The 23,470-nt window shown below is 61.6% G+C and carries 19 protein-coding genes and 2 pseudogenes; 10 read left to right on the top strand and 11 right to left on the bottom strand.

All coding sequences use genetic code 11. The annotated features are described in order from the left end of the window. Positions 1-18 precede the first annotated feature (18 nt). Positions 19-939: a MurR/RpiR family transcriptional regulator gene (locus CPH89_RS22950; RefSeq protein ID WP_053256468.1), complete on the top strand. Its 921-nt coding sequence runs from the start codon at positions 19-21 to the stop codon at positions 937-939. 114 nt (positions 940-1,053) lie between these two features. Here CPH89_RS22950 and pdxR read toward each other — a convergent pair whose 3' ends face one another. Then, on the bottom strand, positions 1,054-2,475 hold the full coding sequence (gene pdxR / locus CPH89_RS22945) for a MocR-like pyridoxine biosynthesis transcription factor PdxR (RefSeq protein ID WP_053256469.1): 1,422 nt from the start codon (positions 2,473-2,475) through the stop codon (positions 1,054-1,056). A 92-nt stretch (positions 2,476-2,567) separates the two neighbouring features. Here pdxR and CPH89_RS22940 point away from each other — a divergent pair, with 92 nt between their 5' ends. Then, complete coding sequence (locus tag CPH89_RS22940) at positions 2,568-3,797, top strand: multidrug effflux MFS transporter (protein WP_081006375.1); 1,230 nt, start codon at positions 2,568-2,570, stop codon at positions 3,795-3,797. Between the two features lie 153 nt (positions 3,798-3,950). Here CPH89_RS22940 and CPH89_RS22935 read toward each other — a convergent pair whose 3' ends face one another. After that, positions 3,951-4,856 (bottom strand): hypothetical protein, encoded by a 906-nt coding sequence (locus CPH89_RS22935; protein WP_053256471.1) that lies wholly within the window; start codon positions 4,854-4,856, stop codon positions 3,951-3,953. A gap of 410 nt (positions 4,857-5,266) precedes the next feature. Here CPH89_RS22935 and CPH89_RS22930 point away from each other — a divergent pair, with 410 nt between their 5' ends. Together CPH89_RS22930 and CPH89_RS22925 are read left to right on the top strand one after the other, a co-directional pair. Beyond that, the gene (locus CPH89_RS22930) at positions 5,267-5,950 is read left to right on the top strand and encodes a response regulator transcription factor (RefSeq protein WP_003219726.1); all 684 of its coding nucleotides are present in this window, start codon (positions 5,267-5,269) and stop codon (positions 5,948-5,950) included. Further along, positions 5,928-7,319 carry a sensor histidine kinase gene (locus tag CPH89_RS22925; RefSeq protein WP_053256472.1) on the top strand — a complete coding sequence of 464 codons (1,392 nt, stop codon included), beginning with the start codon at positions 5,928-5,930 and terminating at the stop codon, positions 7,317-7,319. Before CPH89_RS22930 ends, CPH89_RS22925 begins: the two co-directional genes overlap by 23 nt. A 132-nt stretch (positions 7,320-7,451) precedes the next feature. On the opposite strand, the gene CPH89_RS22920 is transcribed toward CPH89_RS22925, so the two are convergent. From CPH89_RS22920 to CPH89_RS22910, 3 genes and pseudogenes are all read right to left on the bottom strand, one after another. Continuing rightward, entirely contained in the window at positions 7,452-7,868 is a 417-nt protein-coding gene (locus CPH89_RS22920) for an SRPBCC family protein (RefSeq protein ID WP_053256473.1), read from the bottom strand. 27 nt (positions 7,869-7,895) lie between these two features. Further along, positions 7,896-8,693, bottom strand: a complete 798-nt coding sequence (locus CPH89_RS22915; protein WP_053256474.1) for an SDR family NAD(P)-dependent oxidoreductase — start codon at positions 8,691-8,693, stop codon at positions 7,896-7,898. Between the two features lie 15 nt (positions 8,694-8,708). Next, positions 8,709-8,966 (bottom strand): annotated as a pseudogene (locus tag CPH89_RS22910) (aldo/keto reductase); the annotation flags it as partial. Between CPH89_RS22910 and CPH89_RS22905 the strand changes: the two are divergent. After that, positions 8,944-9,470: pseudogene (locus CPH89_RS22905) on the top strand (LysR family transcriptional regulator); the annotation flags it as partial. The pseudogenes CPH89_RS22910 and CPH89_RS22905 sit on opposite strands and share 23 nt — an antisense overlap. 113 nt (positions 9,471-9,583) lie before the next feature. Here the strand turns inward: CPH89_RS22905 and CPH89_RS22900 are convergent. The 3 genes from CPH89_RS22900 to CPH89_RS22890 are packed head-to-tail and all read right to left on the bottom strand — an operon-like array spanning position 9,584 to position 13,345. Continuing rightward, entirely contained in the window at positions 9,584-10,879 is a 1,296-nt protein-coding gene (locus CPH89_RS22900; RefSeq protein WP_053256477.1) for an NAD(P)/FAD-dependent oxidoreductase, read from the bottom strand. Beyond that, on the bottom strand, positions 10,876-11,964 hold the full coding sequence (locus CPH89_RS22895; RefSeq protein ID WP_053256478.1) for a polyamine ABC transporter substrate-binding protein: 1,089 nt from the start codon (positions 11,962-11,964) through the stop codon (positions 10,876-10,878). Before CPH89_RS22895 ends, CPH89_RS22900 begins: the two co-directional genes overlap by 4 nt. A gap of 22 nt (positions 11,965-11,986) precedes the next feature. Further along, positions 11,987-13,345, bottom strand: a complete 1,359-nt coding sequence (locus CPH89_RS22890) for a glutamine synthetase family protein (protein ID WP_053256479.1) — start codon at positions 13,343-13,345, stop codon at positions 11,987-11,989. A 138-nt stretch (positions 13,346-13,483) separates the two neighbouring features. Between CPH89_RS22890 and CPH89_RS22885 the strand changes: the two genes are divergently transcribed. Continuing rightward, positions 13,484-14,380: a helix-turn-helix domain-containing protein gene (locus CPH89_RS22885; RefSeq protein WP_053256480.1), complete on the top strand. Its 897-nt coding sequence runs from the start codon at positions 13,484-13,486 to the stop codon at positions 14,378-14,380. Positions 14,381-14,485: 105 nt separating this feature from the next. After that, positions 14,486-16,627, top strand: a complete 2,142-nt coding sequence (locus tag CPH89_RS22880; protein ID WP_053256481.1) for a TonB-dependent siderophore receptor — start codon at positions 14,486-14,488, stop codon at positions 16,625-16,627. Here CPH89_RS22880 and CPH89_RS22875 read toward each other — a convergent pair. Further along, the gene (locus CPH89_RS22875) at positions 16,617-17,747 is read right to left on the bottom strand and encodes an MFS transporter (protein ID WP_053256482.1); all 1,131 of its coding nucleotides are present in this window, start codon (positions 17,745-17,747) and stop codon (positions 16,617-16,619) included. The two genes, CPH89_RS22880 and CPH89_RS22875, sit on opposite strands and share 11 nt — an antisense overlap. A gap of 98 nt (positions 17,748-17,845) precedes the next feature. Between CPH89_RS22875 and CPH89_RS22870 the strand changes: the two genes are divergently transcribed. Beyond that, positions 17,846-18,616: an AraC family transcriptional regulator gene (locus CPH89_RS22870; protein WP_053256483.1), complete on the top strand. Its 771-nt coding sequence runs from the start codon at positions 17,846-17,848 to the stop codon at positions 18,614-18,616. Positions 18,617-18,694: 78 nt separating this feature from the next. Here the strand turns inward: CPH89_RS22870 and CPH89_RS22865 are convergent, their stop codons facing one another. Continuing rightward, a complete protein-coding gene (locus CPH89_RS22865; protein ID WP_053256484.1) occupies positions 18,695-19,165 on the bottom strand; it encodes an Lrp/AsnC family transcriptional regulator in 471 nt (156 codons plus the stop codon). A 123-nt stretch (positions 19,166-19,288) separates the two neighbouring features. On the opposite strand from CPH89_RS22865, the gene CPH89_RS22860 reads away from it, so the two are divergent. Then, entirely contained in the window at positions 19,289-20,533 is a 1,245-nt protein-coding gene (locus tag CPH89_RS22860; protein ID WP_053256485.1) for a methionine gamma-lyase, read from the top strand. A gap of 232 nt (positions 20,534-20,765) precedes the next feature. After that, complete coding sequence (locus CPH89_RS22855) at positions 20,766-21,443, top strand: response regulator transcription factor (RefSeq protein ID WP_081006379.1); 678 nt, start codon at positions 20,766-20,768, stop codon at positions 21,441-21,443. Positions 21,444-21,511: 68 nt separating this feature from the next. Here the strand turns inward: CPH89_RS22855 and CPH89_RS22850 are convergent, their stop codons facing one another. Beyond that, positions 21,512-23,470 (bottom strand): MacB family efflux pump subunit, encoded by a 1,959-nt coding sequence (locus tag CPH89_RS22850; RefSeq protein WP_053256487.1) that lies wholly within the window; start codon positions 23,468-23,470, stop codon positions 21,512-21,514.

Genomic DNA, 23,470 nt, shown 5'->3' with positions numbered 1-23,470 from the left:
AAGCCAAAAGGATTACCCATGTCCCGCACCGATCAGCCGGCCACGCCCGAGACTCCTTCGCAAGACCCTCTCGCCAGCCCCCCGATCAATGCCGAGCGCCTGTTGCAGCTGATCACCGACGAATACGAAAGCCTGCCGCGCCAGCTCAAACGCATCGCCAGCTACATGAGCCAGCAAAGCGACCGGATCATGGTTGACCGCATCAGCGACATCGCCCGCGAATGTGAAGTACACCCGTCGGCCATCGTGCGGTTTTCCCAGCGTTTCGGCTTCAGTGGTTTCAGTGAGATGCAGGCGCTGTTTCGCGAGGCCTACACCCACAAGACCACGCCGGTGCAGAACTACCAGCAGCGCATTCGCAGCATGATCGCGAACAAATCGCAGAAGGCCAGCGGCGGCGACCTGGCGCGCGAATGTGTGAATGCCACCCTGTCCGGCATCGAGCGCCTGGGGTTGGAACTGGATGATGTGGCGTTTGAGAAAGCCGTCGACCTGGTGGTCAATGCCGACAATATCTACGTGGTCGGTGTGCGCCGCTCCTTTGCAGTGGCCGATTATCTGGTCTACAACCTGCAACACACCAACAAGCGCATTCACCTGATCTCAGGCCTGGGCGGCAGCTACCGCGAACAGATGCGCAGCGTGCGCGCCAATGACCTGGTGATTGCCATCAGCTTTACGCCCTACGGCAAAGAGACCCAGCACTGCCTGCGCATTGCCCAACACCACCAGGCCAAGACCCTGATCATCACCGACAGCAACCTCTCGCCCCTGGCCAAGCGGGCGAACGCGGTGCTGTTGGTGAATGAAGGGTCGTCATTTGCCTTCCGTTCGTTGAGCGCCACCTTGTGCCTGTGCCAGGCGTTGTTTATTGCCGTGGCGTACCGGTTGGAATTGAAGGTGGATGAGATTCACGAGCAGGTCGGCTTCGACGACTGACCTGATGTCACCGTAGACCTAATGCGCGAGCAGCTTGCCCGCGATACCCCTGCCGCGATGGCGGCTGGTCAGTCAATGGCGATGGCGTTGGGCGCGAGCCTGGCCAAACGCGCGTCACGTCGCGAGTAGCAATGTGCTCAGCACGCGCCCGTGAAAACGGATCTGCGCGAGGGTCAACGCGGTGTAGCCGATGATCACCGCCGGCGGCAAGTTCGCCTCGACGCAAAACGTGCCCAACGGTTGCAAGGTCAACCCCACAGCGGCGGCACGCGCGCAGAAATCCGCCTCATCGGCGCCGGCCGGCAACCACAGCACAAAGTGCAACCCGGCCTGCTGACCGCTGACCGTGCAGCCATGCGGGAGGCAGGCCAGCAACGCGTCGCGGCGGGCCTGATACGCCTGGCGCGAGGCGCGCAAGTGGCGCACAAAGGCCCCGCTGCCCAGAAACTCCACCAAGCCCAATTGATCCGTAACGCCCACTGACTGGCCACTTAGTTGCAAGGTGCGCAGCAATGCGGGTCGTAGCGTGGTGGGCACGACCATGAAACCCACGCGCAAGCCGGGGAACAGGTTCTTGTTGAAGCTGCCGCAGTAAATCACCCGATCGCCGCCATCCAGGGATTTGAGCGCCGCCAGGGGTGCACTGTTGTAGTTGTATTCGCTGTCGTAATCGTCTTCGACCACCCAGGCATCCGCGCGCGCGGCCCAGTCCAACAGCGCCAGGCGGTGCGAGACCGACAGGGTCATGCCCAGCGGCGCCTGGTGTGCAGGCGTGACATACGCCAAGCGCGCAGTGCCGGGTAGCTGGCCGGTGTCGAGGCCTTCAGCCGTGAGCGGGATCGGCACCACCTGCGCGCCTGCCAGCCTGAACAGGCGGCGCGCCGGTTTATAGCCGGGGTCTTCGACACACGCCGTGTCGCCCGGTTTAAGCAACGTGCGCGCAATCAGGTCGAGGCCATGGCGAATACCGGTGGTGACGATCACCTCATCGGCCTCGCAGTGCATGCCGCGATAGCTGCGCAAGTAATCGGCAATGTGCGCGCGCAAGGCCGGTAACCCGGCCGGGTGGGCGGCTTCCAACGCACCCGGCCCTGCCGACAGCAGCCCACGGGTGATGCAGCGTGCCCAGGCTTTCAGATCGAACAGGCCGGCATCCGGGCGCCGTGCAACGAAAGGCACGTGACTTTGCACCCCCGCCTCGGGCAGATCGGGCACGGCCATACGGCGTGGGCTTTCGGTGGGGGCCGGGGCCGCAATAAATTGCTCGGGGATCACCGCGCTCACCCGCGTGCCGGAGCCCGCCACGCGCTGCACATAGCCCTCGCTGTGCAGGCGCTCGAACGCCGCTTCGAGCGTGCCGCGCGACACCAGCCAGCGTTCGGCCAGGCTGCGCGTCGACGGCAAGCGGCTGCCGGCCGGCAATTGGCGGGTCAAGATCGCCGTGCGCAAGGCCTCGTAGGCGCCCTGCTGCTTACCGGCGTCCAACGTATCCGGGCGCGGCAGGTCCAGGGCGGATGCGGCTTTTCCTCGGCTCATAGTGGTCCAATCACTCTATGCATAAGTGGCCCTGAGGATTAAACCACAAAGCCGCTAGAGTTCGGGTTCAATGAATGGCGAAGGCGCTTCCCATGACTCAACGCGTGCTCTCCTCCTGGTTCTGGCTGGTGCTGCTGACCGTACTGATCGGCCTGCCGCGCATCACCCTGGACATGCACCTGCCGGCCTTGCCGGCCATGGCCGATGACTTCCACAGCAGCGACAGCCAACTGCAACTGACCCTCACGCTGTACACCTTGGGCTCGGCGATATCTTTGCTGGTCAGCGGCCCGCTGACGGACCGCTTCGGGCGTCGCCCGATTTTGTTGGTGGGGCTGTTTCTGTATGTGCTCGCCACCGTTGCCTGCGCGCTGGCCAACAGCCTTGAGGTGCTGATCATCGCCCGCCTGTTCCAGGCCCTGGGCGGTTGCTGCACCACGGTGATCGGTCGGGTGATCGTGCGTGATTACTTCGACCGCCATGAGCAGGCGCGCCTGCTGGGCCTGATTTCCATGGCCATGGCCATCTCGCCGATGGCCGCGCCGGTGCTGGGCAGCCTGATGCTGCCGTTTATCAACTGGCGGGGTCTGTTTGTGGTGCTCGGCGTCATCGGCGCGGGGCTGTACCTGGTGGTGTATCGCCGCTTGCCGGAAACCCGTCCGCCGCAAGTCGCTGCAGCGCCGCCAAGCAATCTGCTACGCCTGTACGGCCAGCTTCTGCGCGACCGTTACTTCCTGCGGTATTCCCTGGCCATCGGCTGCGTGTACAGCACCTATTTCCCGTTTATCAGCGAGTCGTCGGCCTTGTTGCAACGGGGCTTCCACCTGTCCACCACGGCCTACGCGCTGGTATTTGCCGCGACGATCAGCGGCTATATGCTCGGGGCGAACCTGTTCCGACGCCTGGTGCTGCGCTTTGAACCCGATGCGTTGATCAGCGCTGCAATCGGCCTGAACGTGCTGGGTAGCCTGCTGCTCGCGGCGGCTACGGCCTTGTTGCCGGCTGATTGGCTGGCCATTGTGCTGCCGATGGTGGTGATCATGGTGTCGGTGGGGATGGTGATTCCCGCCTGCCAGCTCTCGGTACTGCAGCCTTACGGCGCGATTGCCGGGACGGCATCGGGGTTGTTCTTTTTCACCCAGATGTTCCTGACGGCGGTCAGCAGTTGGGCGACCGGGCTGCTGTCGGACGGTACTTCACAACCGCTGGTGATCATGACCCTGGTCGCGAGTGCATTGCTGGTCACCGGCTGGCTGACACTGCGCCCCCCCAAACGTGAAAGCGGGCTTGCTCACGAAAGCGCTGCATCCGTCAGCTCATGAATCGCTGAAAGACCGCCTTCGCAAGCAAACCCGCTCACACTGGGGACCGAGCCAGGCTCAGGTTTAGTGCATGAAGATCGCGATCAGAATAATGACCGGGATCGGCACGCCGAGGAACCACAGAAGTAATGAGCGCATGATGTTCTCCTTGAATTAACGGACAAAGTGTTCGGTTTCGACATACACCACGGCATCCCGACGACGACCGCCGAAAGTCGCGGCGAAGCTGGCGAAGAACGCACCGATCAACAGGGCAATAAAGGTCCACAGCGAGGTGTAGGCAGCCACTTTCGCCGCGGTATCGGCCGCTTGCTTGGCCTTGAGCTTGGCGTCTTCGATGGCTTTACGGGCTTCGCCGTAGACCTTGTCGATCCGCGCTTCGGCGTCGGCCTGGCTGAGGTTGGTGCGCTGGCTGATCAACTGGGCAAGGTAGGCACGGTCTTCCGGTGCCAACTGGCCGTCGTTGCTCAGTGTGCGGGTGAGGATGCGGGCTACCACGCCGTGTACGGCGTCATCGCTGACGGCGGCTGGGCGGTCATCGCGGAACAGGCTGTCGACGTAATAATCGAAGTCGCCGCTGTTGGCGCCTTTGGCGGCGCTGCCGGCTGCCTGGCTCATGCCGCTGGCGGCGCCCGCAGCTACGCTGGCACCGGCTTTAACGCCACCGCTGACCACGCTGCTCACCGAACCGACTACCAGCACCGCAGTGACCAGCGTCGCAACCGCCCAAGCGAGGAAACCATGGGCGGTGTCGCGAAAGTACACTTCATCGCCGTGCATATTGGCCCACTTCACGCGCAACCGACCGGCGATATAACCGCCCAGGCCCGAGGCAACGATCTGGGTAAAGGCCAGCCAGATAATGGTGGAAATGCCAAGCCCCTTGGCACTGATACCGCTGTCGGCCCACGGCGACACCGCCGAAAAGCCCAGGCCGAAGCCCAGCAGCACCAGGATCAGGGACAATGCAGCGGCCGCTGCGGCCCCGGCAAAAATCGCCCCCCAGGATACCCCGGAGAGCGAACTCGACTCTTGCAGCGTGGATGAGGATGTGATCATTGTTGTTTTGCTCCCGGCAGGAAAAATAGTGTTACAAGTCTCAAAAGGGACAGTGCAGGCAGCGTGCCAGCCGGTGCAGAAATTAAAATCCTTATATTTCAACAAGTTAACTAAATTGAACTTCGTTAAACCATGCAAGTTGCAAGAAATGCGTGTTGAGGGCGGGCGTTATGCAATCTCGCCTCAAACGCGATGCGCGTCGCCGCTGGCTTGCCTGGGCTAGCGGCGTATGAATGACAAAACGGTTGCCGGCCCACCGCCATTGCCGGCAAGCCAACCCCCGCACCGCAGTGGCTCAGCGATTAAATGTGTGGTGGTTTTGCCAACATGAAGTTTAATTTAGGAAACATTCAGCTGGTTCTTGGCAAAATAGCCCCACTTCTAGTGTGAATCGCTCACCAGGTAATCCTATGACCCGTATTTTGACCATCGAGGATGACGCCGTAACGGCCCGCGAGATCGTCGCCGAGCTGAGTAGCCATGGACTGGACGTGGATTGGGTGGACAACGGCCGTGAAGGCCTGGTCCGTGCTGTGAGTGGTGATTACGATCTGATCACTCTCGACCGAATGCTGCCGGAGCTGGATGGCCTGGCCATCGTCACGACCCTGCGCACCATCGGGGTGTCGACGCCGATCCTGATGATCAGCGCCCTCTCCGATGTCGACGAGCGTGTGCGGGGCTTGCGTGCCGGCGGTGATGACTACCTGACCAAACCGTTCGCGTCCGACGAAATGGCCGCCCGCGTCGAAGTGCTGCTGCGCCGCAAAAGCACGGTCAAGGAATTCGAAACCGCCTTGCGCGTGGCCGACCTTGAACTGAACCTGATCAGCCGCGAAGCCAGCCGCGCCGAGCAACCGCTGAGCCTGCTGCCGACCGAATACAAACTGCTCGAATTTTTGATGCGCAACACCGGGCAGATTCTCTCGCGGATGATGATTTTCGAGGAAGTCTGGGGTTATCACTTCGACCCGGGCACCAACCTGATTGACGTGCACATCGGTCGCCTGCGCAAAAAAATCGATCCACCGGGCCTCACGCCGTTGATCCGCACGGTACGAGGTTCCGGTTATGTCATTGCTGAACCCCTCTAAGGGCTGGCGCTCCTCCAGCAGCCGCTTGCTGGCGCTTTACAGTTCGCTGTTTGTGGCTTGGAGTTGCATCCTCATGGGGGTGCTGTACTACGAGGTGTCAGGGTACCTCAGCGACTTGTCGCGCCATTCGCTGATGCAGCGCCAGCATTTGTTTCAGCGTTTCGACGGCGAAGAACTGGTGGAAGCCCTGACCACCAGCATGACCTTCGACATGAAGGGCGTGGACGCCTATGGCCTGTTCGATGAGCAATTTCGCCCATTGAGCGGCCCGATCCGCGCCGTGCCACCGGACCTGCCGTTGGACGGCAAGATCCACGCCCTGGCCAATTGCGTCGACTCCGACGACCCGAAACTGCCCAAGGACAGCTGCGACGCCGTGGCCACCCACACCGAAGACGGCCGCTGGCTGGTACTGGTGCGCGCCAACGGCTCGCTATTCGGCGTCACCCGGATCATTTGGCATGCCCTGCTGTGGGCGCTGTCACTGACGATTATTCCCGGTGCGGCCGGCTGGCATTTGTTGCGCCGCCGTCCGCTGCGCCGCATTCGCGGGATCCAGGCCAGCGCCGAGGCTATCGTCGCCGGCGACCTGACCCACCGTTTGCCGCTGTCGAACCGGCGTGACGAACTGGACATGCTCGCCGCCATCGTCAACGCCATGCTCGACCGTATCGAGAAGCTGATGAACGAGGTCAAGGGCGTGTGCGACAACATCGCCCATGACCTGCGCACCCCACTGACACGCTTGCGTGCGCAGCTTTACCGCATCAAACAAGAGGCTGAGCAAGATTCGGACTACGCGGTGAAACTCGACGATGCGATTGCCGAAACCGACACCCTGATGGCGCGCTTTCGGGGCCTGCTGCGGATCTCGGAGCTGGAAGACCACCAGCGCCGCTCAGGCTTCCTGGTCATGGACCCGTTGCCGCTGCTGCGCGAGCTGCATGACTTCTACCTGCCGCTGGCGGAAGAAGGCGAATTGCAGCTGCGGCTCGAAGTGCCCGAGTCACTGCCATGGATCACCGGCGACCGCGCGTTGCTGTTCGAAGCCCTGGCCAACCTGTTGAGCAACTCGATCAAGTTCTCGCCACCGGGCGGTGAAGTGATATTGCGCGGGGTTAACGACAGCGGCAGCACGCGCATCGAAGTACACGATACCGGCCCGGGCATTCCAGCGGCGGAACGCAATGCGGTGTTCCAGCGCTTCTATCGCGTGGATGAAGGCGACCAGCAAGGCGGGTTTGGTCTGGGCTTGTCGATTGTCGCGGCGATCATCAACTTGCACGGGTTCAAGCTGGAAGTCGGCAGCAGCCAGAGCGGCGGTGCGCGGTTGGTGTTGGAGTGTCGGCAGCAGCTGATGCCCGAATGACCCAACTGCCACAAACCCCGCTGGGAGCTGGCCTGCCTGCGATGGCAATCTGTCAGGCGACTTTTTCATTGCCTGACACTCCGCTATCGCAGGCAAGCCAGCTCCCACCGGGAACTTGCGGTGCCTGTTGGGTCAGGCCGGGTAGTTAGCGCGCAGCGCCTCAAGCCCGCCGCTGTAAACACCGGCAAACAAGGCCTCCACCTGCGCATCCGTGGTCCCGGCAGCCGGGGTGAACACGCCGGACCAGGTCACTTTCGCCGACGCCTCGGTCAACGCCTCAACCTGCAAGGTCGCCAGGTAAGCACTGACCGGAAACGGCGACTGCTCAATGGTGTAGCTGTAGGTGCGCGCCACGTTATCAAAGCTCTGCATACGCTCGACCACCACACCGCCATCGGCGGTTTCCAGGTGGCGCAAACGCCCGCCTTCACTCGCCTCACTCTTGACGATCAAGGGCAGCCAATCCGGCAGCGCGTTAAAGCCACCCACCAATTGCCAAACCTGATCGGCCGAGACCGGAATTTCAATCACAGAAGAAGCTGTTGCCACGATAAATACTCCAGAAAAAATAACAGGTCAGATCGCCATGCTGTCGACAACACCACCGTCGACCCGCAACGCGGCACCGGTGGTCGCCGATGACAGGGGTGAAGCAATGTACGCCACCAGGTTGGCCACTTCATCCACATTTGCCGCACGCTGGATGATCGAGGTAGGCCGCGCATTGCGCACAAAGACATCCGCCTCGTCCCGAGCGCTGCGCCCGGACTTGGCCGTGGCGTCCTTGAGCATATGCTCCAGGCCGTCGGTAAAGGTCGGCCCCGGCAGCACCGCGTTGACGGTCACGCCCGTACCCGCCAGACGTTTGGCCAGGCCGTGGGAGACGGCCAAATTGGCACTTTTGGTCACGCCGTAGTTGATCATGTCCGCCGGTGTCGCCACGCCGGACTCCGACGACAGGAAGATCACCCGCCCCCAGCCCTGCTCGACCATACCCGGCACATAATGGCGCGCCAGGCGCACGCCGGCGATCACATTGACCTCGTAGAAGCGCGTCCACTCGCTGTCCGGCGCCTCAAAGAAATCCACGTCGTTGAAGATGCCCAGGTTGTTGACCAGGATGTCGGCGCGCGGTTCAGCGGCGAACAGTGTCGCGGCACCCTGCGCCGTACCCAGATCTGCCACCCACCCGCGCAGGTCAGCCGCCGGGACCGCCTGGCGAATGCTTGCCAGGGCGGCATCGACCTTGCCCGCTTCACGCCCGATCACCACCACGGTTGCGCCGGACGCTGCCAGCGCCTGGCTGATGCCCAGGCCAATGCCTGCGGTACTGCCGCTGACGATGGCTACTTTGCCGCTCACATCGATGTTCATATCAGACTCCTGAAATTAAAGTGGCAACGGCGCACGGGCCGAGATCAAGCCGGCATCGCGCAGCGCCTGCCAGAAGGGCGCCGGAATCTTCTCTGACAACGCGGCGACGTCTTCGGCAATCCGCCCCGGACGACTGGCACCCGGAATCACCGCAGCCACTGCCGGGTGGGCCAGGCAAAATTGCAGGGCGGCTGCTTTCACGCTGACGCCAAACGCCTGGGCAATCGCCTTGACCTGCTCGACGGTGTGGCAGATCGCCCAGCTCGAAGAACGCTTGGGCCTGACCCTGTTCGAACGCAGCCAGCAACGCATTCGGCTGACCCGCGATGGCCAGACCTTTCTTGCCGAAACCAAGGCGCTGCTGACCCATGCCAATCGCCTGGAATCGTTGAGCAAGCGCCTGGGCCGCGGCGAAGAAGGTGGCCTGTGCATCGGCCACATCGAAAACGCCATGCATGCCGGCGTGCTGCCCAATGCCCGGCGTGTACTGAGGGACGCCCGGCCGATGATTTCGTCGCCGCCTGCATCCGCGCCGGTTTCACGCCGCAAGTCCCCATGGAAGCCAGCGAGCCGTTTACTGCACTCAGCCTGGTAGCCTCGGGATTGGGCGTGGCCCTGGTGCAAACAGGCCTGAGCTGCAATGCGCCACCCGGTGTGGTGTTGCGTGAATTGCCCTGGCGGACCTACACCACCCCGCTGTGGGCGGCATGGCATCGGATCAACCTGCGGCCCTTGGTCGAAACCTTCCGCAAGGTGCTCACCGAACCTGAAGCCTGACGACAAATGTGGGAGCGGGCTTGCTCGCGAAGGCGCTGAAGCAGTCACCGAATGCAGCGCCTGGCACCCTGCTGTCGCGAACAAGCCCGCTCCCACATTCAGACTGCCGCGCGTCAGCTGACCCACTCGCGCAGCCGGAACCACAACATCCCCAACGCCAACAGCGGCGAACGCAAAGCCTTGCCGCCCGGGAAGGTCATGTGCGGCACCTGGCTGAAAATATCCAGGCCCTGGCTGTGGCCGGCATGAATGGCTTCGGCTAAAAGCTTCGCGCACCAATGCGTTACGTTGAGCCCATGCCCGGAGTAGCCTTGGGCATAGAACACATTCGGGTATTGCTGGAGCCGCCCGACCTGAGGAAAACGGTTGGCGGTGATGCCAATTTTGCCGCCCCACTGGAACTCGATGGGCGTGTTTGCCAACTGCGGAAATACCTTGAGCAGTTTCGGTTGCATATAGGCGGCGATGTCCGCCGGGTCACGCCCCGAGTAATGGCAGGCACCGCCGAACAACAGGCGCCGATCAGCGGAAAGCCGGTAGTAATCCAGGCCGACTTTCTGGTCGCACAGCGCAAAGTTTTGCGGGATCAATTGCTTGGCCAACGCCTCGGATAACGGTTCGGTGGCGATGATGTAACTGCCCGCCGGCAGGACTTTGCCGCTCAAGCGCGGCTCCAACTCGTCCAAATGTGCATTGCACGCCAGCACCAGGCTAGCGGCGCGCACGGTGCCACCGGCGCAACGCACCTGCACCGTGTCGCCGTGGATCAGCTCCAGCACCTGAGTGTGCTCGAAAATCCGCACCCCGAGGGACTCGGCCACCTGCGCCTCGCCCAGCACCAGGTTCAGCGGATGCAAGTGCCCGGAGCCCATGTCGATCAGGCCACCGGCATAAGCCGCCGAGCCGACGACCTGTGACATCGCCTGCGGGCCGACCAGACGGGTTTGATGGGCATACCCCATCGCCGCCAGGCTGTCCTGTTCGCCTTTGAACGCGGCGAACTGCGCCGGGGTATTGGCCAATTCGCAAAAGCCCCAGCGCAGGTCGCAATCGATGGCGTGTTCGCGGATACGCTCGCCCACCAGCGCGACTGAATCAATTCCAGCCCGCTCCAGGTAACGAACGCCCTCCTCGCCGACAAATTTGGCAAACCCCGACACATCATGGCCGATACCGCGAATCAACTGCCCGCCATTGCGTCCGCTGGCGCCCCAGCCAATGCGCCGGGCCTCCAGCAGGATCACCGAGAGCCCGCGCTGGGCCAGCTCAATGGCGGTGTTGACGCCGGTGAAACCACCGCCGATCACGCAGACATCGGCGCTCAGGTCGGTGCCCAGCGACGGACGCTCAGGCATGGCATTGGCCGAAGCCAGGTAATAGGACTGGGCGTGGTCGCTGGCGTGCTTCATTTGTTGGTCTTCACTTTGCTCCAGGCGCGGGTCATCAGGCGCATGGTCGCCGGGGTCGGCGTGGTGGAAATATAGAGTTTGTCGAGCACTTCCTGAGACGGGTACACCTCAGGGTTGTTCACCAGTTCCGGCGCCATAAAGGGCTTGGCCGCCGGGTTGGCGTTGGCATAACCGACCGAGGCACTGACCTTGGCGATTACCTCAGGGTCGAGCAGGTAGTTGATAAAGGCGTGGGCTTCTTTCGGGTTGCCGGCGTCGGCGGGAATGGCCAGCAGGTCGAACCACAGGTTGGAGCCTTCCTTGGGAATCGCGTACGCGATATTCACGCCGTTCTTGGCTTCCTTGGCGCGGTTGGCGGCCTGAAAAACGTCGCCGGAATAACCGAAAGCCACACAGATATCACCGTTGGCCAAGTCCGAAATGTACTTGGAGGAGTGGAAATAGGTGATGTACGGCCGCAGCGTCAACAGCTTGGCCTCAGCCTGTTTGTAATCCTCGGGGTTCTCGCTGCGCGGGTCTTTGCCCATGTAGTTGAGGATCGCCGGGAACAGCTCGTCCGCCGAATCGAGGAAGGCCACGCCGCACTCGTGCAGCTTCTTGATGTTCTCGGGTTCGAACAGCACCGCCCACGAATCGATGTGGTCTACGCCGAGCACCTGCTTGACCTTGTCGACGTTATAGCCGATGCCGTTGGTGCCCCACAGGTAGGGCACCGAGTGGGCGTTGCCCGGATCGTTTTTCTCCAGCAGCTTGAGCAACTTGGGGTCGAGGTTCTTGAAGTTCGGCAACTGCGAGCGGTCCAGCTTGAGGAACGCGCCGGCTTTCACCTGGCGCGCCAGAAAGTGGTTGGACGGCACCACCACGTCGTAGCCGGTGCGCCCCGCGAGCAGCTTGCCTTCCAGGGTTTCGTTGGAGTCGAACACGTCATAGATGACGTTGATCCCGGTCTTGGCCTGGAAATCGGCCAGGGTGGTCTCGCCGATATAATCGGTCCAGTTGTAGACGCTGACCGTCGGCGCGGCCTGGCTTGCACTGCTGAACGCCGCCACCAGAGCCAGTGGGAGAAGCTTTTTCACAAGACGCATATCGACACCCCTTTGAGTTTTTTTAGACGCTCAACAGCAGGAACTCACGCTCCCAGGAACTGATCACCCGCTTGAAATTTTCGTGCTCGGCGCGTTTGACCGCGACGTAGCCGCGCACGAACTTATCGCCCAGGTACTGCTTGACCGTGTCGCAATCTTCCATGCGCGCCAGCGCATCTTCGAGGGTGAACGGCAGGCGCAGGTTGCGGCGTTCATAGGCGCGGCCTTCCACCGGCGCGCTCGGCTCGATCTGTTCGATCATGCCCAGGTAACCACACAGCAAGCTGGCGGCAATCGCCAGATAGGGGTTGGCATCCGCGCCCGGCAGGCGGTTTTCCACGCGCATCGCGTCGGGGCTGGAAGTCGGCACGCGCAGGCCGACGGTGCGGTTTTCTTCGCCCCACTCGACATTGACCGGCGCCGAGGTGTCCGGCAGAAAGCGGCGGAACGAGTTCACATTGGGAGCGAACATCGGCAGCAGCTTGGGGATGTACTTTTGCAGGCCGCCGATGTGGTGCAAAAACAGTTGGCTCATCTTGCCGTCGGCGTCGACAAATACCGGCTTGCCCGTGGCAATGTCCACCACGCTCTGGTGCAAGTGCATGGCGCTGCCCGGTTCGTCGGCGACGGGCTTGGCCATGAAGGTGGCCGCCACGTTGTGCTTGAGCGCAGCCTCGCGCAGGGTGCGTTTGAACACGGTGATCTGGTCGGCCAGATCCAGGGCGTCACCGTGGCGGAAGTTGATTTCCATCTGCGCCGGGCCGTCCTCGTGGATCAGCGTGTCGAGGTCCAGGCCCTGGAGCTCGCACCAGTCGTAGACGTCTTCGAACAGTGGATCGAATTCGTTGGCGGCGTCGATGGAAAACGACTGGCGTCCGGTTTCCGCGCGGCCGGAACGGCCCACCGGGGTTTTCAGCGGCAGGTCGGGGTCTTCGCAGCGCTGGGTCAGGTAGAACTCCATTTCCGGCGCGACAATCGGCTGCCAGCCTTGGTCGGTATAAAGCTGCAGGACTTTTTTCAGCACATTGCGCGGCGACAGCTCGATGGGATTGCCCTGCTTGTCGAAGGTGTCGTGGATCACGATGGCCGTAGGCTCGATGGCCCATGGCACCACGTACGTGGCGTTGGACACCGGGCGGCAGATCATGTCGATGTCGGCCGGGTCGAGCAGGTCGTAGTAGATATCGTCGTCGACAAAGTCCCCGGTCACCGTTTGCAGCAACACACTTTCCGGCAGGCGCATGCCTCGCTCATGCAGGAACTTGTTGGTGGGCGCAATCTTGCCGCGTGCGATGCCAGTCAAATCACTGATCACGCATTCGACTTCGGTAATCTTGTGTTCTTTCAGCCAGGCGGACAGCTGATCGAAGGGGGCGTTCATAAGGACCTCGTCATGGGTTGGATGCGGCGTCGGCTTGTACTCTCGGCGCATTGAGGTCTATCTTGATGCCGCCGCACGTTGGCATCTATCCACTTTGCACGGACCATAACGCACCAATAGAGTGCGTCCAGGTTATCCATGACACAGGCAACAGCTTTGCGCGTACAGGCCTTCACCACCGGTGATGTGGCCGCTCAATGCAGTGCGACACCCGGTTGGGTGCAGCAGTACCAGCAGATGTCCCCGGGGCATTTTGCCGGGCATATCCGCTACCTCGACCTGCAAGGCGTGCAGGTGTACGAAGAGTGCATGAACACGCGCGTGGAACAGCACTTCAACGCCCCGCCGGGCGCGCTGGCGTTCTGTTTCGATGGCAGCGACAACGCGCTGTACATGCTCAATGGTGAAAGCCGCAACACCTGGATCACCCCGGAAAATTACCGTGAAGTGGCCGTCGTGTTCGGCCCGCAGTTCGTCCAGCGCCATGGGCTGGACGTGGCGAAACTGGAAGGGTTGTTCATGGCACCGCTGACGTGCCAGCAAAACGCGCTGTTCACGCGCTGGCTCAGCGGCACGCTGACACGGTTGTCCGCCACGCTCGACCCGATCAGCCGCGACACCCTCACCCAACAGTTACTCGACGATTGCCTGTTCATTCTCGACAACGCGTGCGTGTGCCTGGACCGTAGCTCGTTACAGCGTCGCAGTGCAGAACGCCAGTTGATGGCGCGCATCGGCGAGTGGGCGGCGGATGCACCGGACGAAACCGTCAACTTGCTCGAACTGGCGCAGATTGCCGGCGTGCCGCTGCGTCACTTGCAGCAAGGGTTCAAGACCTACACCGGCATGAGCCCGGCGCAGTGGTTGCGCCTGCGGCGTTTGAACGGCGCCCGCCGCGAACTGCTCAGCGCCACCGACACCACCGTGGCCGAAGTGGCGATGAACTGGTCGTTCTGGCATTTGGGGCGGTTTTCCAACAGCTATCGGGCGTTGTTCAAGGAACTGCCCAGCGAGACCCTCAAGCGCCACGCTTGAAACACCGTCAACCGGTGGCCGAGCCGGCGCTTTGCATCTTGTAAAACCTCACACATACCCCTAGCTTATGCGCCCCCCTGCCCTGCGCTTTAAGGCCCTGCCCCCATGGTTTTGCGTTTTCGCCCCGTCGTCACGTCACGTTTTGCCCTTGGTTTGCTGCTCAGTGGCGGTATCGGTAGCAGCCCGGCGGCTGACATAGAACTGCCGGCGGTACAGGTCCAGGGCCAGGAAGAATCCGGCTACCGCACGGACACCGCTTCGGTCGGCGGCTTCAATGAGGCCCCGCTGCTGGACACGCCGGCATCGATCACGGTGATTAACGCCGCGCTGATCAAGGACCAACAAGCGCGCCTGCTCAGTGAAGTGCTGCGCAACGATGCCTCGGTGGGCGACAGCTATGCGCCCATCGGCTACTACGAAAACTTTGTAGTGCGCGGCTTCTCGCTGAATGCCGCGAGCAGCTACAAGATCAACGGGCGCACCATCACCGGCGAACAGAACGTCGCCCTGGAAAACAAGCAGCAGGTGGAAGTGCTCAAGGGCCTGGCCGGTCTGCAAAGCGGGATTTCCGAACCCAGCGGCGTGATCAACTACGTGACCAAACGCCCGGAGGATGTACGTTCGGTGACGGTGGCCACCGATGACCGTGGCAGTGGCTATATCGCCACCGATGTCGGCGGCTGGTTTGGCAGCGAGCAGCAGTTCGGCCTGCGCGCCAACGTCGCCCATGAAGACCTCAACGCCTATGTGGAACATGCCAATGGCCAGCGCGATTTTGTGTCCCTGGCCTTCGACTGGAACATCAGCCCCGACGCGCTGCTGCAACTGGATGCGGAATACCAGACCAAGCAACAGCGCTCGGTGCCGGGTTATCAACTGTTGGGCGGCACGCAGGTGCCGCATGACGCCTCGCCAAAAAAACTGTTGGGGCACCAGAGTGGTTCCCACCCGGTCGGTATCGACGCGTTGAACCTCACCGGCAAGTTTGAGTACCGCTTCAGCGACCAGTGGAAAGGCACTGTGAGCGCGGCGCGCAGCAAGGTGGTAATTGATGACTACAGTTCGTTTGCCTGGGGTGGCGACACTCAGGGCGTCGGCAATTACTTCAGCCCCGAAGGCAACTACGACATCTACGACTACCGCAGCCCCGATGACACCCGCCGCGACGATGAAGTCCAGGCGGCCATGACCGGGCTGTTCGACACTGCAGGCCTGGGCCATGAGCTGACCTTCGGCACCAGTGCGTTTCGCCGGGTGATCGACAAACGTAAGTCAGTCAATGAGTGGATCGGCAGCGGCAATATCTATGAGGATGCGCCCACCTTCACGCCTACCGATAAACCCCTGAACGACAGCCACCGCAACCTCGACAGCCGCCAATACGGGCTGTTCGTCACCGACCGCATCCGTTTCAACGAGCAATGGCAGACCATCCTCGGCGGTCGCGAAGTGCGCCTGGATGAAAAAGCTTTCGATGAGAATGGCAACGCATCACGCCACACCCAGCAATACGTGTTCCTGCCTCAAGCCTCGTTAATCTACACACCCGTGGAAAATATCTCGCTGTACACCCGCTACAGCAAGGGGCTTTCCCTGGGCGGCACTGCGCCGTGGTTCGCCACTAACAGCGGCGACACCCTGGCACCGACCGTCTCGCGGCAAATCGAAGCCGGTGTTAAATATGACTGGCGCCGCATCAGCTTCGCCGCCGCCGTATTCCAGACGCGCCAGGCTTATCAGTACGCCAGGCCCGCAGGCGACACCTTCACCTACGTGCAACAAGGCGAACAAAAAAACACTGGCCTGGAACTGTCCGCCAACGGCTGGGCCACCGACCGCCTGCAAATCGCAACCAGCGTGGCGGCGATTCGCGCGCGGGTGAACAACAGTGGCACGCCAGATTATGAAGGTCACCAGGCGATCAATGTGCCCACACTGCGCGCCAGTGTGTACGCCGACTACGCGTTGCCATGGATGAATGGTTTAGCGCTGCTCGGCGGCGTGCAATACAGCGCCAGGAAATACGCCAACCGCAGCGGCAATGTGGAGGTCGGCGATTACGCAGTGGTCAATGTCGGCAGCCGTTACACCACTAAAATCGACGGTTATGAAACGGTGTTTCGCCTGAGCGTCGACAACCTGTTCGACAAGCGCTATTGGCGCGATGCAGGCGAGTACATGGGCGATGACTATCTGTTCCAGGGCGCACCGTTGACGGCGCGGCTGAGTGCTTCGGTCAACTTCTGAACACCCGCGGCGTTGCCATCCACAGCGCCGCCACGCCGCAGATCAACAGACTCCAGCCAAGGTTCTGGGCCCAGGCCACCAGGGTCAGTCCCGCGCCGATGACCAGGTAATACAGCAAGCCGAATACCGCGGCGGCGCTGCCAAGGCGGTCGGCATAACGTACAAGCGCGGCCCCGAGCACATTAGGAATCGCCATGCCGAATGCCAGCACCACAAGCAACATCGGCCCTACGAACAACCAGCTGTCTTGCAGCAGCAAGACCAGCAAGCCACCCAACACCGCTAATCCGGCGGCGGTCAGTACCAACTGATCACCGTTCATGCCACGGTTGAGCAACCGCTTGTTCAGCCAGGCCCCGAGCCCAGACCCCAGCGCCAGCAGCACACCGCTGTAACCAAACTCAGCGGCGGACAACCCCAGTTGTGAAAAGATAAACGGGCCCACGCTGTAATAGCCGAACAACGCGATATTGAACGCCGCCACCAACCCGACCGAGCGCCAAATCGCTGCGTCCCTGAGCATCAGGTTCAGAGTCTCGAGCAGCGATGCCGTCGGCAATGACACTGGACGTGTTTCAGGCAAGGCCCAGACGCACCAGCCCCATAATGCCAATGCCAGCAGCAACAAGCCCGTGAGCATGCCGCGATAACCAAAGTGCTGCACCAGGGTCGCGCCGCTGAACAAACCAAGCGCCGGGCTGGCAGCAAGGGCAACGCCCATTATGGAAAACACTTGGGCCAATTGCGCACCATGGAAACGGTCGCGCAAGATCGTCTGCGTCGCCACCGAGCCTACTGCCGCGCCAAACGCGGCCAGGGCCTGGGCCAGTAACAAAGCATTGAACGTGCTTACACCCAAGGCCAGCGCCGTGGCGCCAATATATAAGGCCAGCCCGGCCAACATCACCGGTCGACGCCCCCAGCGATCGCACAACCGGCCCCACACCACCACCCCGAACGCGAACGCCAGGAAATACACCGAAAGGGTCTGCCCTGCCCGTTCAGGCCCAACCGCAAACGCCCGACCGATATCACCCAGGGCCGGGCTGTAAAGCGTTTGGGCCAGTTGCGGAAACATCAGCAACACCACCGCCAACACCCCTATTTTTTTTAGGTTCATCAACAACTCACTCGCATAAAACAACGCAAGAAGTTTAAAGACGAGCGACTGGGCTATTATCCTGACTTCGACAACTTATCCATTAAATCGGACAACCTATGGCTTGGCTTGCCGCCGATGCATCCTTCGATCCCGACTGCCTGGCGGCGCCCGTTGTGGGCATCGCCGCGCTGCTCGGCGACCATGACTCCGGCCTGCATCGGCACCAGCGCGGGCAACTATTGTTCACTCGACAAGGGTGCACCCGTATCACCCTGGACAACCAACTGTGCCTGCTGCCGCCCTCCCGTGCGGCGTGGATACCCTGCGGCGTGCCCCATCGCGCGGTGATGCATAAAACAGTGGATTACCGTTCGTTGTACGTGAGCCCGGCATTGGCCGAGCAATTGCCAAACCAGGTACGGGTCATTGAAGTCAGCACCTTGCTGCACGCGGTGCTGGAACCGATGGCGATGGCCCCCTACGAGACCGATTGGCACAGTGGCCGATATGCCCATCTGTTGGCCTTGTGCCTGGACGAAATCCAGGCTGCCGCCGAGCAGCCGATGCTCCTGCCATTGCCGCAGGACAAACGCCTGGCCCCCTTGCTGGCCGACCTCGAAACATTGCCACCCACACTGCAAGACCTGGAAAAGCAAATTGGCGCCAGCACCAAGACCATCGGCCGGATTTTCCTGCGGGAAACCGGCCTGGGCTATCAGCAATGGCGCCAGCAGTGGCGCTTGATGCGAGTCATCGAATTGCTCGCCACGGGACGTAACGTGGGCTACTGCGCCTTCGAACTGGGCTTTGCCAGTGACAGCGCGTTGATCGCCTTCTTCAAACGCATGACCGGCACCACGCCACGCGGGTACTTGAAGACACACTGAACGGCTACTTCAGGCGGTTGGCGCGATGCAGTCTTTGTCGGCGGCGCGGGGGCTGGCAGACCGGGGATATGTACGCGGTCACCCAGGCAAAGGTATCACCCGCAACCGCCGCACCGACTTGTAGGAAAAGCTCGAATAGATCTCTTTGACGCACGGCAAGGTCTGCAACACCTCCCGCGCAAACTCGCCAAACGACTCCAGATCCTTGGCCACTACCTCAAGTAAAAAGTCATAGCGCCCCGACACGTTGTGGCACGCCACGATCTCGGGAATCTCCAGCAATCGTTGCTCAAACGCGCGAGCGATTTCCTGGGTGTGGCTCTCCATCATGATGCTGACAAAGGCCGTCACGCCATACCCCAGCGCCTTGGGCGAGAGGATCGCCTGATAGCCGCTGATCACCCCGCTCTCCTCCAGATTGCGCACCCGTCGCCAGCACGGCGACGTGGTCAAGGCAACACGCTCGGCCAACTCGGCCACGGTCAGGCGGGCATTGCCTTGCAGGGCGTTCAAGAGCGCTTTGTCGGTGCGATCCAGGCTGATGGGCATAGCTTGCCTCTATTCATTATTTTTAGGGGTATTTCATCCCTTAAACCGGGATTTGCGTGCAAATCTTGCAACGTTCATCTGTGGTTATGAGCATAGCATTGTAGGAAATAAGGAGCGTCCGACATGAACAATAAACACAACACATTCGGCTTTTCCACCCGCGCCATCCACCACGGTTATGACCCCAAGGACCATCACGGCGCACTCGTGCCGCCGATCTACCTGTCCGCCACGTTCGCTTTTCCCACGGTCGAATACGGCGCTGCCTGCTTTGCCGGTGAAGCCAGCGGGCATTTCTATACGCGGATTTCCAACCCGACCCTGGCCCTGCTGGAGTCGCGCATGGCGACCCTGGAAAACGGTGAGGCGGCCGTGGCGTTCAGTTCCGGCATGGGCGCGATTGCTGCGACGTTCTGGACCCTGCTGCGCCCAGGCGATGAAGTGATCGTCAGCCAGACCCTCTATGGCTGCACCTTCGCCCTGCTGCACCACGGCATCGGTGAATTCGGTATCAAGGTGCGCCATGTCGACCTCACCGACCTGGCCGCCCTGCGCGCGGCACTCACCCCCGCCACCCGGATGATCTACTGCGAGACCCCGGCCAACCCCAACCTGCGATTGGTGGATATTACCGCCGTGGCCGCACTGGCGCATCAGCAGCCCAACATCACCGTGGTGGTCGACAACACTTACTGCACGCCTTACCTGCAACGCCCCCTGGAACTGGGGGCCGACGTGGTGGTGCACTCGGCCACCAAATACCTCAGCGGCCACGGTGATATCACCGCCGGTATCGCCGTGAGCAATCAGGCCCTGGCGCAACGCATCCGCCTGCAAGGGCTCAAAGACCTGACCGGCGCAGTGATGTCGCCGCAGGACGCGTCACTGTTGATGCGCGGCCTCAAGACGCTGGCCCTGCGCATGGACCGCCATTGCAGCAACGCCCAGGCGGTGGCCGAAGCCTTGCAGGCGCACCCGGCCGTGCAGTGGGTGACCTATCCCGGGCTGCGCTCTTTCGCGCAATACGAATTGGCGGCACGCCAGATGAAACAGTCCGGCGGCATGATTGCCTTTGAACTCAAGGGCGGCATCGAGACCGGTCGGCGCTTCATGAATGCCCTCAGGTTATTCACCCGCGCAGTCAGCCTGGGCGACGCCGAGTCGCTGGCCCAGCACCCCGCCAGCATGACCCATTCCACCTACACCCCGGAAGAACGTGCGCAACACGGTATCAGCGAGGGGCTGGTGCGGTTGTCGGTCGGGCTTGAGGACGTCGCCGACCTGCTGGCAGACATCCATCAGGCGCTGGCCAAATGCAGCCGCACTGCGCTGCGTCGGGCTTTGAGCGACGAGCACGCCATGAAATAAGGCCTGGGTTTGATGTAAGCCTTTCTCACAAACGGTGGTCGGACTGGTCTGACCGCCGTTATGCGTTTTTAATCTGATTTTTTGCAGATTGGATCCCCATCCTTTTGTCAGGCTGTACTAGCATAGGTGCTCGGCGGGCGCGTTATAACTGTAGGTTATTCAGCCTGGTTACCTGCTTGGACCCCGTCGTTATAAGGCTGAGTACCCGCATTCGAAACTCATGGACGAACTGATGAACTCACACCTGTTCCCCCATATAGGCAAAGTCATCGCCAGCACCGGCAGCCGCCATTTCCCACGCATGCTGCATGACCTGATCCTTACTCAACTGGCAGTGGACGCCACCCATATCACCCAATTGCGGGTGAGTGCAGAGGGGCAAACGCGACGCCGGATCAGCCCGGTCTACACCGACTCGGTCGCGGCCTTGGGCGCAGAGCAACCCGCCGCACAACTGCACCTCACACGCCGCAAGGACGATGTGCGCTACGTGCTGTCGGTGTATCGCTCACATCAGTCCGAGAGCTTTTCGGCGCAGGAACGCAACATGCTGCAGGACTTCTCCACGCTGTTGCTGCCCATGGTCGAGAAACACATCACCGCCATCCAGCCCGGCCGCCCCTGCAACGATGCAGCGGAGCCGGAAAAACCAGGCATCGAAACCCTGCGCCGGCGCATCGAAGAACGCCTGCTGCACTCGGGCCTGAGCTTGTCCAAGCGTGAACTTGAGGTGTGCGTGGGCCTGCTGGCCGGGCGCACGGCACCGGAGTTGGCAGAGCAATTGACGTTGAAGGTCAACACCATCGAGAGCTACCTCAAACGCGCGGCGATCAAACTGGGGATCAGCGGGCGGCACTCGTTGTTGCGGTGGATGTACGCCACCGAAGAAGGGCTGACCCCGCCGCTCTGACGCAGTGCAAAACCCGCTGGGAGCCGGCTTGCCGGCTCCCACACTGGATAGCGGCTGCTTGAGCGCAATCAGTCCCTTGCAAGCGCCTCAATCGGGTCCAACCGCGCCGCGTTCCTGGCCGGTACAAAGCCAAACACGATCCCGATCATCGTCGAACAGGCAAAGGCGGTGACGATAGATCCCAGGGAAAACACCATCTCCCACTCCTTCACAAACAACGAAAACAGATAGCCGATCGCGAACGACAGCGAGATACCGATCATCCCGCCGATCAGGCAGACCATCACCGCCTCCACGAGAAATTGTTGGCGGATGTCCGACTGCCGTGCGCCCACGGCCATGCGTATACCAATTTCACGGGTGCGCTCGGTGACCGACACCAGCATGATGTTCATCACCCCGATACCGCCCACCAGCAACGAAATCACTGCGATCAGCGACAACAGCAGCGCCAGGGAGCGGCTGGTTTTCTGCACGGTCTGCATGATGCTGTCGAGGTTATTGGTGAAAAAATCCTTGGTGCCATGGCGTTGCAGCATGAGTTTATTGACGTTGTCTTCCACCACCTTGCTCGGCTGGCCGTCCTTGATGCGCACGGTGATGCTGTCCAGATGACGCTGCCCCAACAATCGCCCCGCCGCCGTCTCATAAGGGACCCACACGTTGAGCGCCTTGCTCGCGGCAAACATGTTTTTGTTATCAGCCGTCACACCGATCACCGTGCACGGCAAGTTGCCCACCAGGATCACCTGGCCCAGCGGGTCAACGTTTGGCCCGAACAGACGGTGCCGGGTGTTGTGGTCGATCACCACCACCTGGGCCTGGCGTCGCGCGTCGCTTTCGCTGAAGGCGATGCCGGCTTCGAGCTTCAGGCCTTTGACGTTGAAGTAACGGTCGCTGACCCCATTCACCTGCGCGTCCACGTCGATATTGCCGAAACGCAGCAGCAGGTTGCGGCCGACCACCGGCGTGGCGCTGTCGACGTAGTACAGTTGGTTCAACGCCTCCACATCCGACGGCATCAGTGTCTCGATGGCCGAGGCGCGGCTGTCACCGAAACTGGTGCCGGAAAAGATGTCGATGGTGTTGCTGCCAATGGCCTGGATGTCCTTGAGCACATAGCGCTTGGCACCTTCGCCGATGGCCGAAATCGACACCACCGAGGTGATGCCAATGACGATGCCGAGCATGGTCAGCAAGGTGCGCATGCGGTGGGAGATCAGCGCCACCCAGGCCATGTTGAACGCTTCCTTGAACAACCCCAGGCTCGCCACCAAACGTCGGGCGCCGCTGCGCGTGGACTCGATCGGGGCTTCGCTGGGCAGCGCCAGGCCGACACGGTCATTGGCCTGGTCGCTGACAATCTCACCGTCGCACACTTCGACAATGCGCTGGGCATTCGCCGCCACCTTTGGGTCATGGGTGACGATAATCACCGTGTGCCCGGCGGCGTGCAGTTCAGCCAGGATACGCATCACCTCCTTGCCGCTGTGGGTATCGAGTGCGCCGGTGGGTTCGTCGGCAAGAATCACCTCGCCGCCGTTCATCAACGCCCGCGCGATACTCACCCGTTGCTGCTGCCCGCCCGACAGCTGGCTGGGCCGGTGACTGGTGTGCCCGGCCAGGCCCAGGCGCGTGAGCAGTTCCCGCGCTCGGCTGTGGCGTTGGGTCTGCGGTGTGCCGGCATAGATCGCCGGCATTTCGACGTTATGCAAGGCACTCAGGTGCGCGAGCAAATGGTAGCGCTGGAAGATAAAACCGAAGTAGTCGCGGCGCAGCTCCGCCAACTGCTCATCGCCCAGCGAGCGCGTTTCGATACCCTTGATTTTGTAGCTGCCGGCGGTGGCGTAATCCAGGCCGCCGAGGATGTTCATCAGGGTCGACTTGCCCGAGCCCGAGGCGCCGATGATCGCCAGCATTTCCCCGGCATGAATGCTCAGGTCGATGCCTTTGAGCGCAATGAACTCACGCTCGCCGGCCATGAACGTACGGGTGATGCCCTTGAGTTCCAACAGTGGCTGGGTCAT

It is taken from the genome of Pseudomonas fluorescens, from assembly GCF_900215245.1.
Classification (GTDB): domain Bacteria; phylum Pseudomonadota; class Gammaproteobacteria; order Pseudomonadales; family Pseudomonadaceae; genus Aquipseudomonas; species Aquipseudomonas fluorescens.
Note: the sequence above shows the minus strand (reverse complement) of the source record. Positions and strands in the feature narration are given on the sequence as shown.

Excerpts from the sequence above, each read along its gene's own strand:
- pdxR (WP_053256469.1), bottom strand. The coding sequence starts at position 2,475 with ATGAGCCGAGGAAAAGCCGCATCCGCCCTGGACCTGCCGCGCCCGGAT.
- CPH89_RS22875 (WP_053256482.1), bottom strand. The coding sequence starts at position 17,747 with ATGAACCTAAAAAAAATAGGGGTGTTGGCGGTGGTGTTGCTGATGTTT.
- CPH89_RS22865 (WP_053256484.1), bottom strand. The coding sequence starts at position 19,165 with ATGCCCATCAGCCTGGATCGCACCGACAAAGCGCTCTTGAACGCCCTG.
- CPH89_RS22850 (WP_053256487.1), bottom strand. The coding sequence starts at position 23,470 with ATGACCCAGCCACTGTTGGAACTCAAGGGCATCACCCGTACGTTCATG.
- CPH89_RS22925 (WP_053256472.1), top strand. The coding sequence starts at position 5,928 with ATGTCATTGCTGAACCCCTCTAAGGGCTGGCGCTCCTCCAGCAGCCGC.
- CPH89_RS22935 (WP_053256471.1), bottom strand. The coding sequence starts at position 4,856 with ATGATCACATCCTCATCCACGCTGCAAGAGTCGAGTTCGCTCTCCGGG.
- CPH89_RS22870 (WP_053256483.1), top strand. The coding sequence starts at position 17,846 with ATGGCTTGGCTTGCCGCCGATGCATCCTTCGATCCCGACTGCCTGGCG.
- CPH89_RS22930 (WP_003219726.1), top strand. The coding sequence starts at position 5,267 with ATGACCCGTATTTTGACCATCGAGGATGACGCCGTAACGGCCCGCGAG.
- CPH89_RS22940 (WP_081006375.1), top strand. The coding sequence starts at position 2,568 with ATGACTCAACGCGTGCTCTCCTCCTGGTTCTGGCTGGTGCTGCTGACC.
- CPH89_RS22900 (WP_053256477.1), bottom strand. The coding sequence starts at position 10,879 with ATGAAGCACGCCAGCGACCACGCCCAGTCCTATTACCTGGCTTCGGCC.
- CPH89_RS22915 (WP_053256474.1), bottom strand. The coding sequence starts at position 8,693 with ATGAACATCGATGTGAGCGGCAAAGTAGCCATCGTCAGCGGCAGTACC.
- CPH89_RS22950 (WP_053256468.1), top strand. The coding sequence starts at position 19 with ATGTCCCGCACCGATCAGCCGGCCACGCCCGAGACTCCTTCGCAAGAC.
- CPH89_RS22855 (WP_081006379.1), top strand. The coding sequence starts at position 20,766 with ATGAACTCACACCTGTTCCCCCATATAGGCAAAGTCATCGCCAGCACC.
- CPH89_RS22895 (WP_053256478.1), bottom strand. The coding sequence starts at position 11,964 with ATGCGTCTTGTGAAAAAGCTTCTCCCACTGGCTCTGGTGGCGGCGTTC.
- CPH89_RS22885 (WP_053256480.1), top strand. The coding sequence starts at position 13,484 with ATGACACAGGCAACAGCTTTGCGCGTACAGGCCTTCACCACCGGTGAT.
- CPH89_RS22890 (WP_053256479.1), bottom strand. The coding sequence starts at position 13,345 with ATGAACGCCCCCTTCGATCAGCTGTCCGCCTGGCTGAAAGAACACAAG.
- CPH89_RS22860 (WP_053256485.1), top strand. The coding sequence starts at position 19,289 with ATGAACAATAAACACAACACATTCGGCTTTTCCACCCGCGCCATCCAC.
- CPH89_RS22880 (WP_053256481.1), top strand. The coding sequence starts at position 14,486 with ATGGTTTTGCGTTTTCGCCCCGTCGTCACGTCACGTTTTGCCCTTGGT.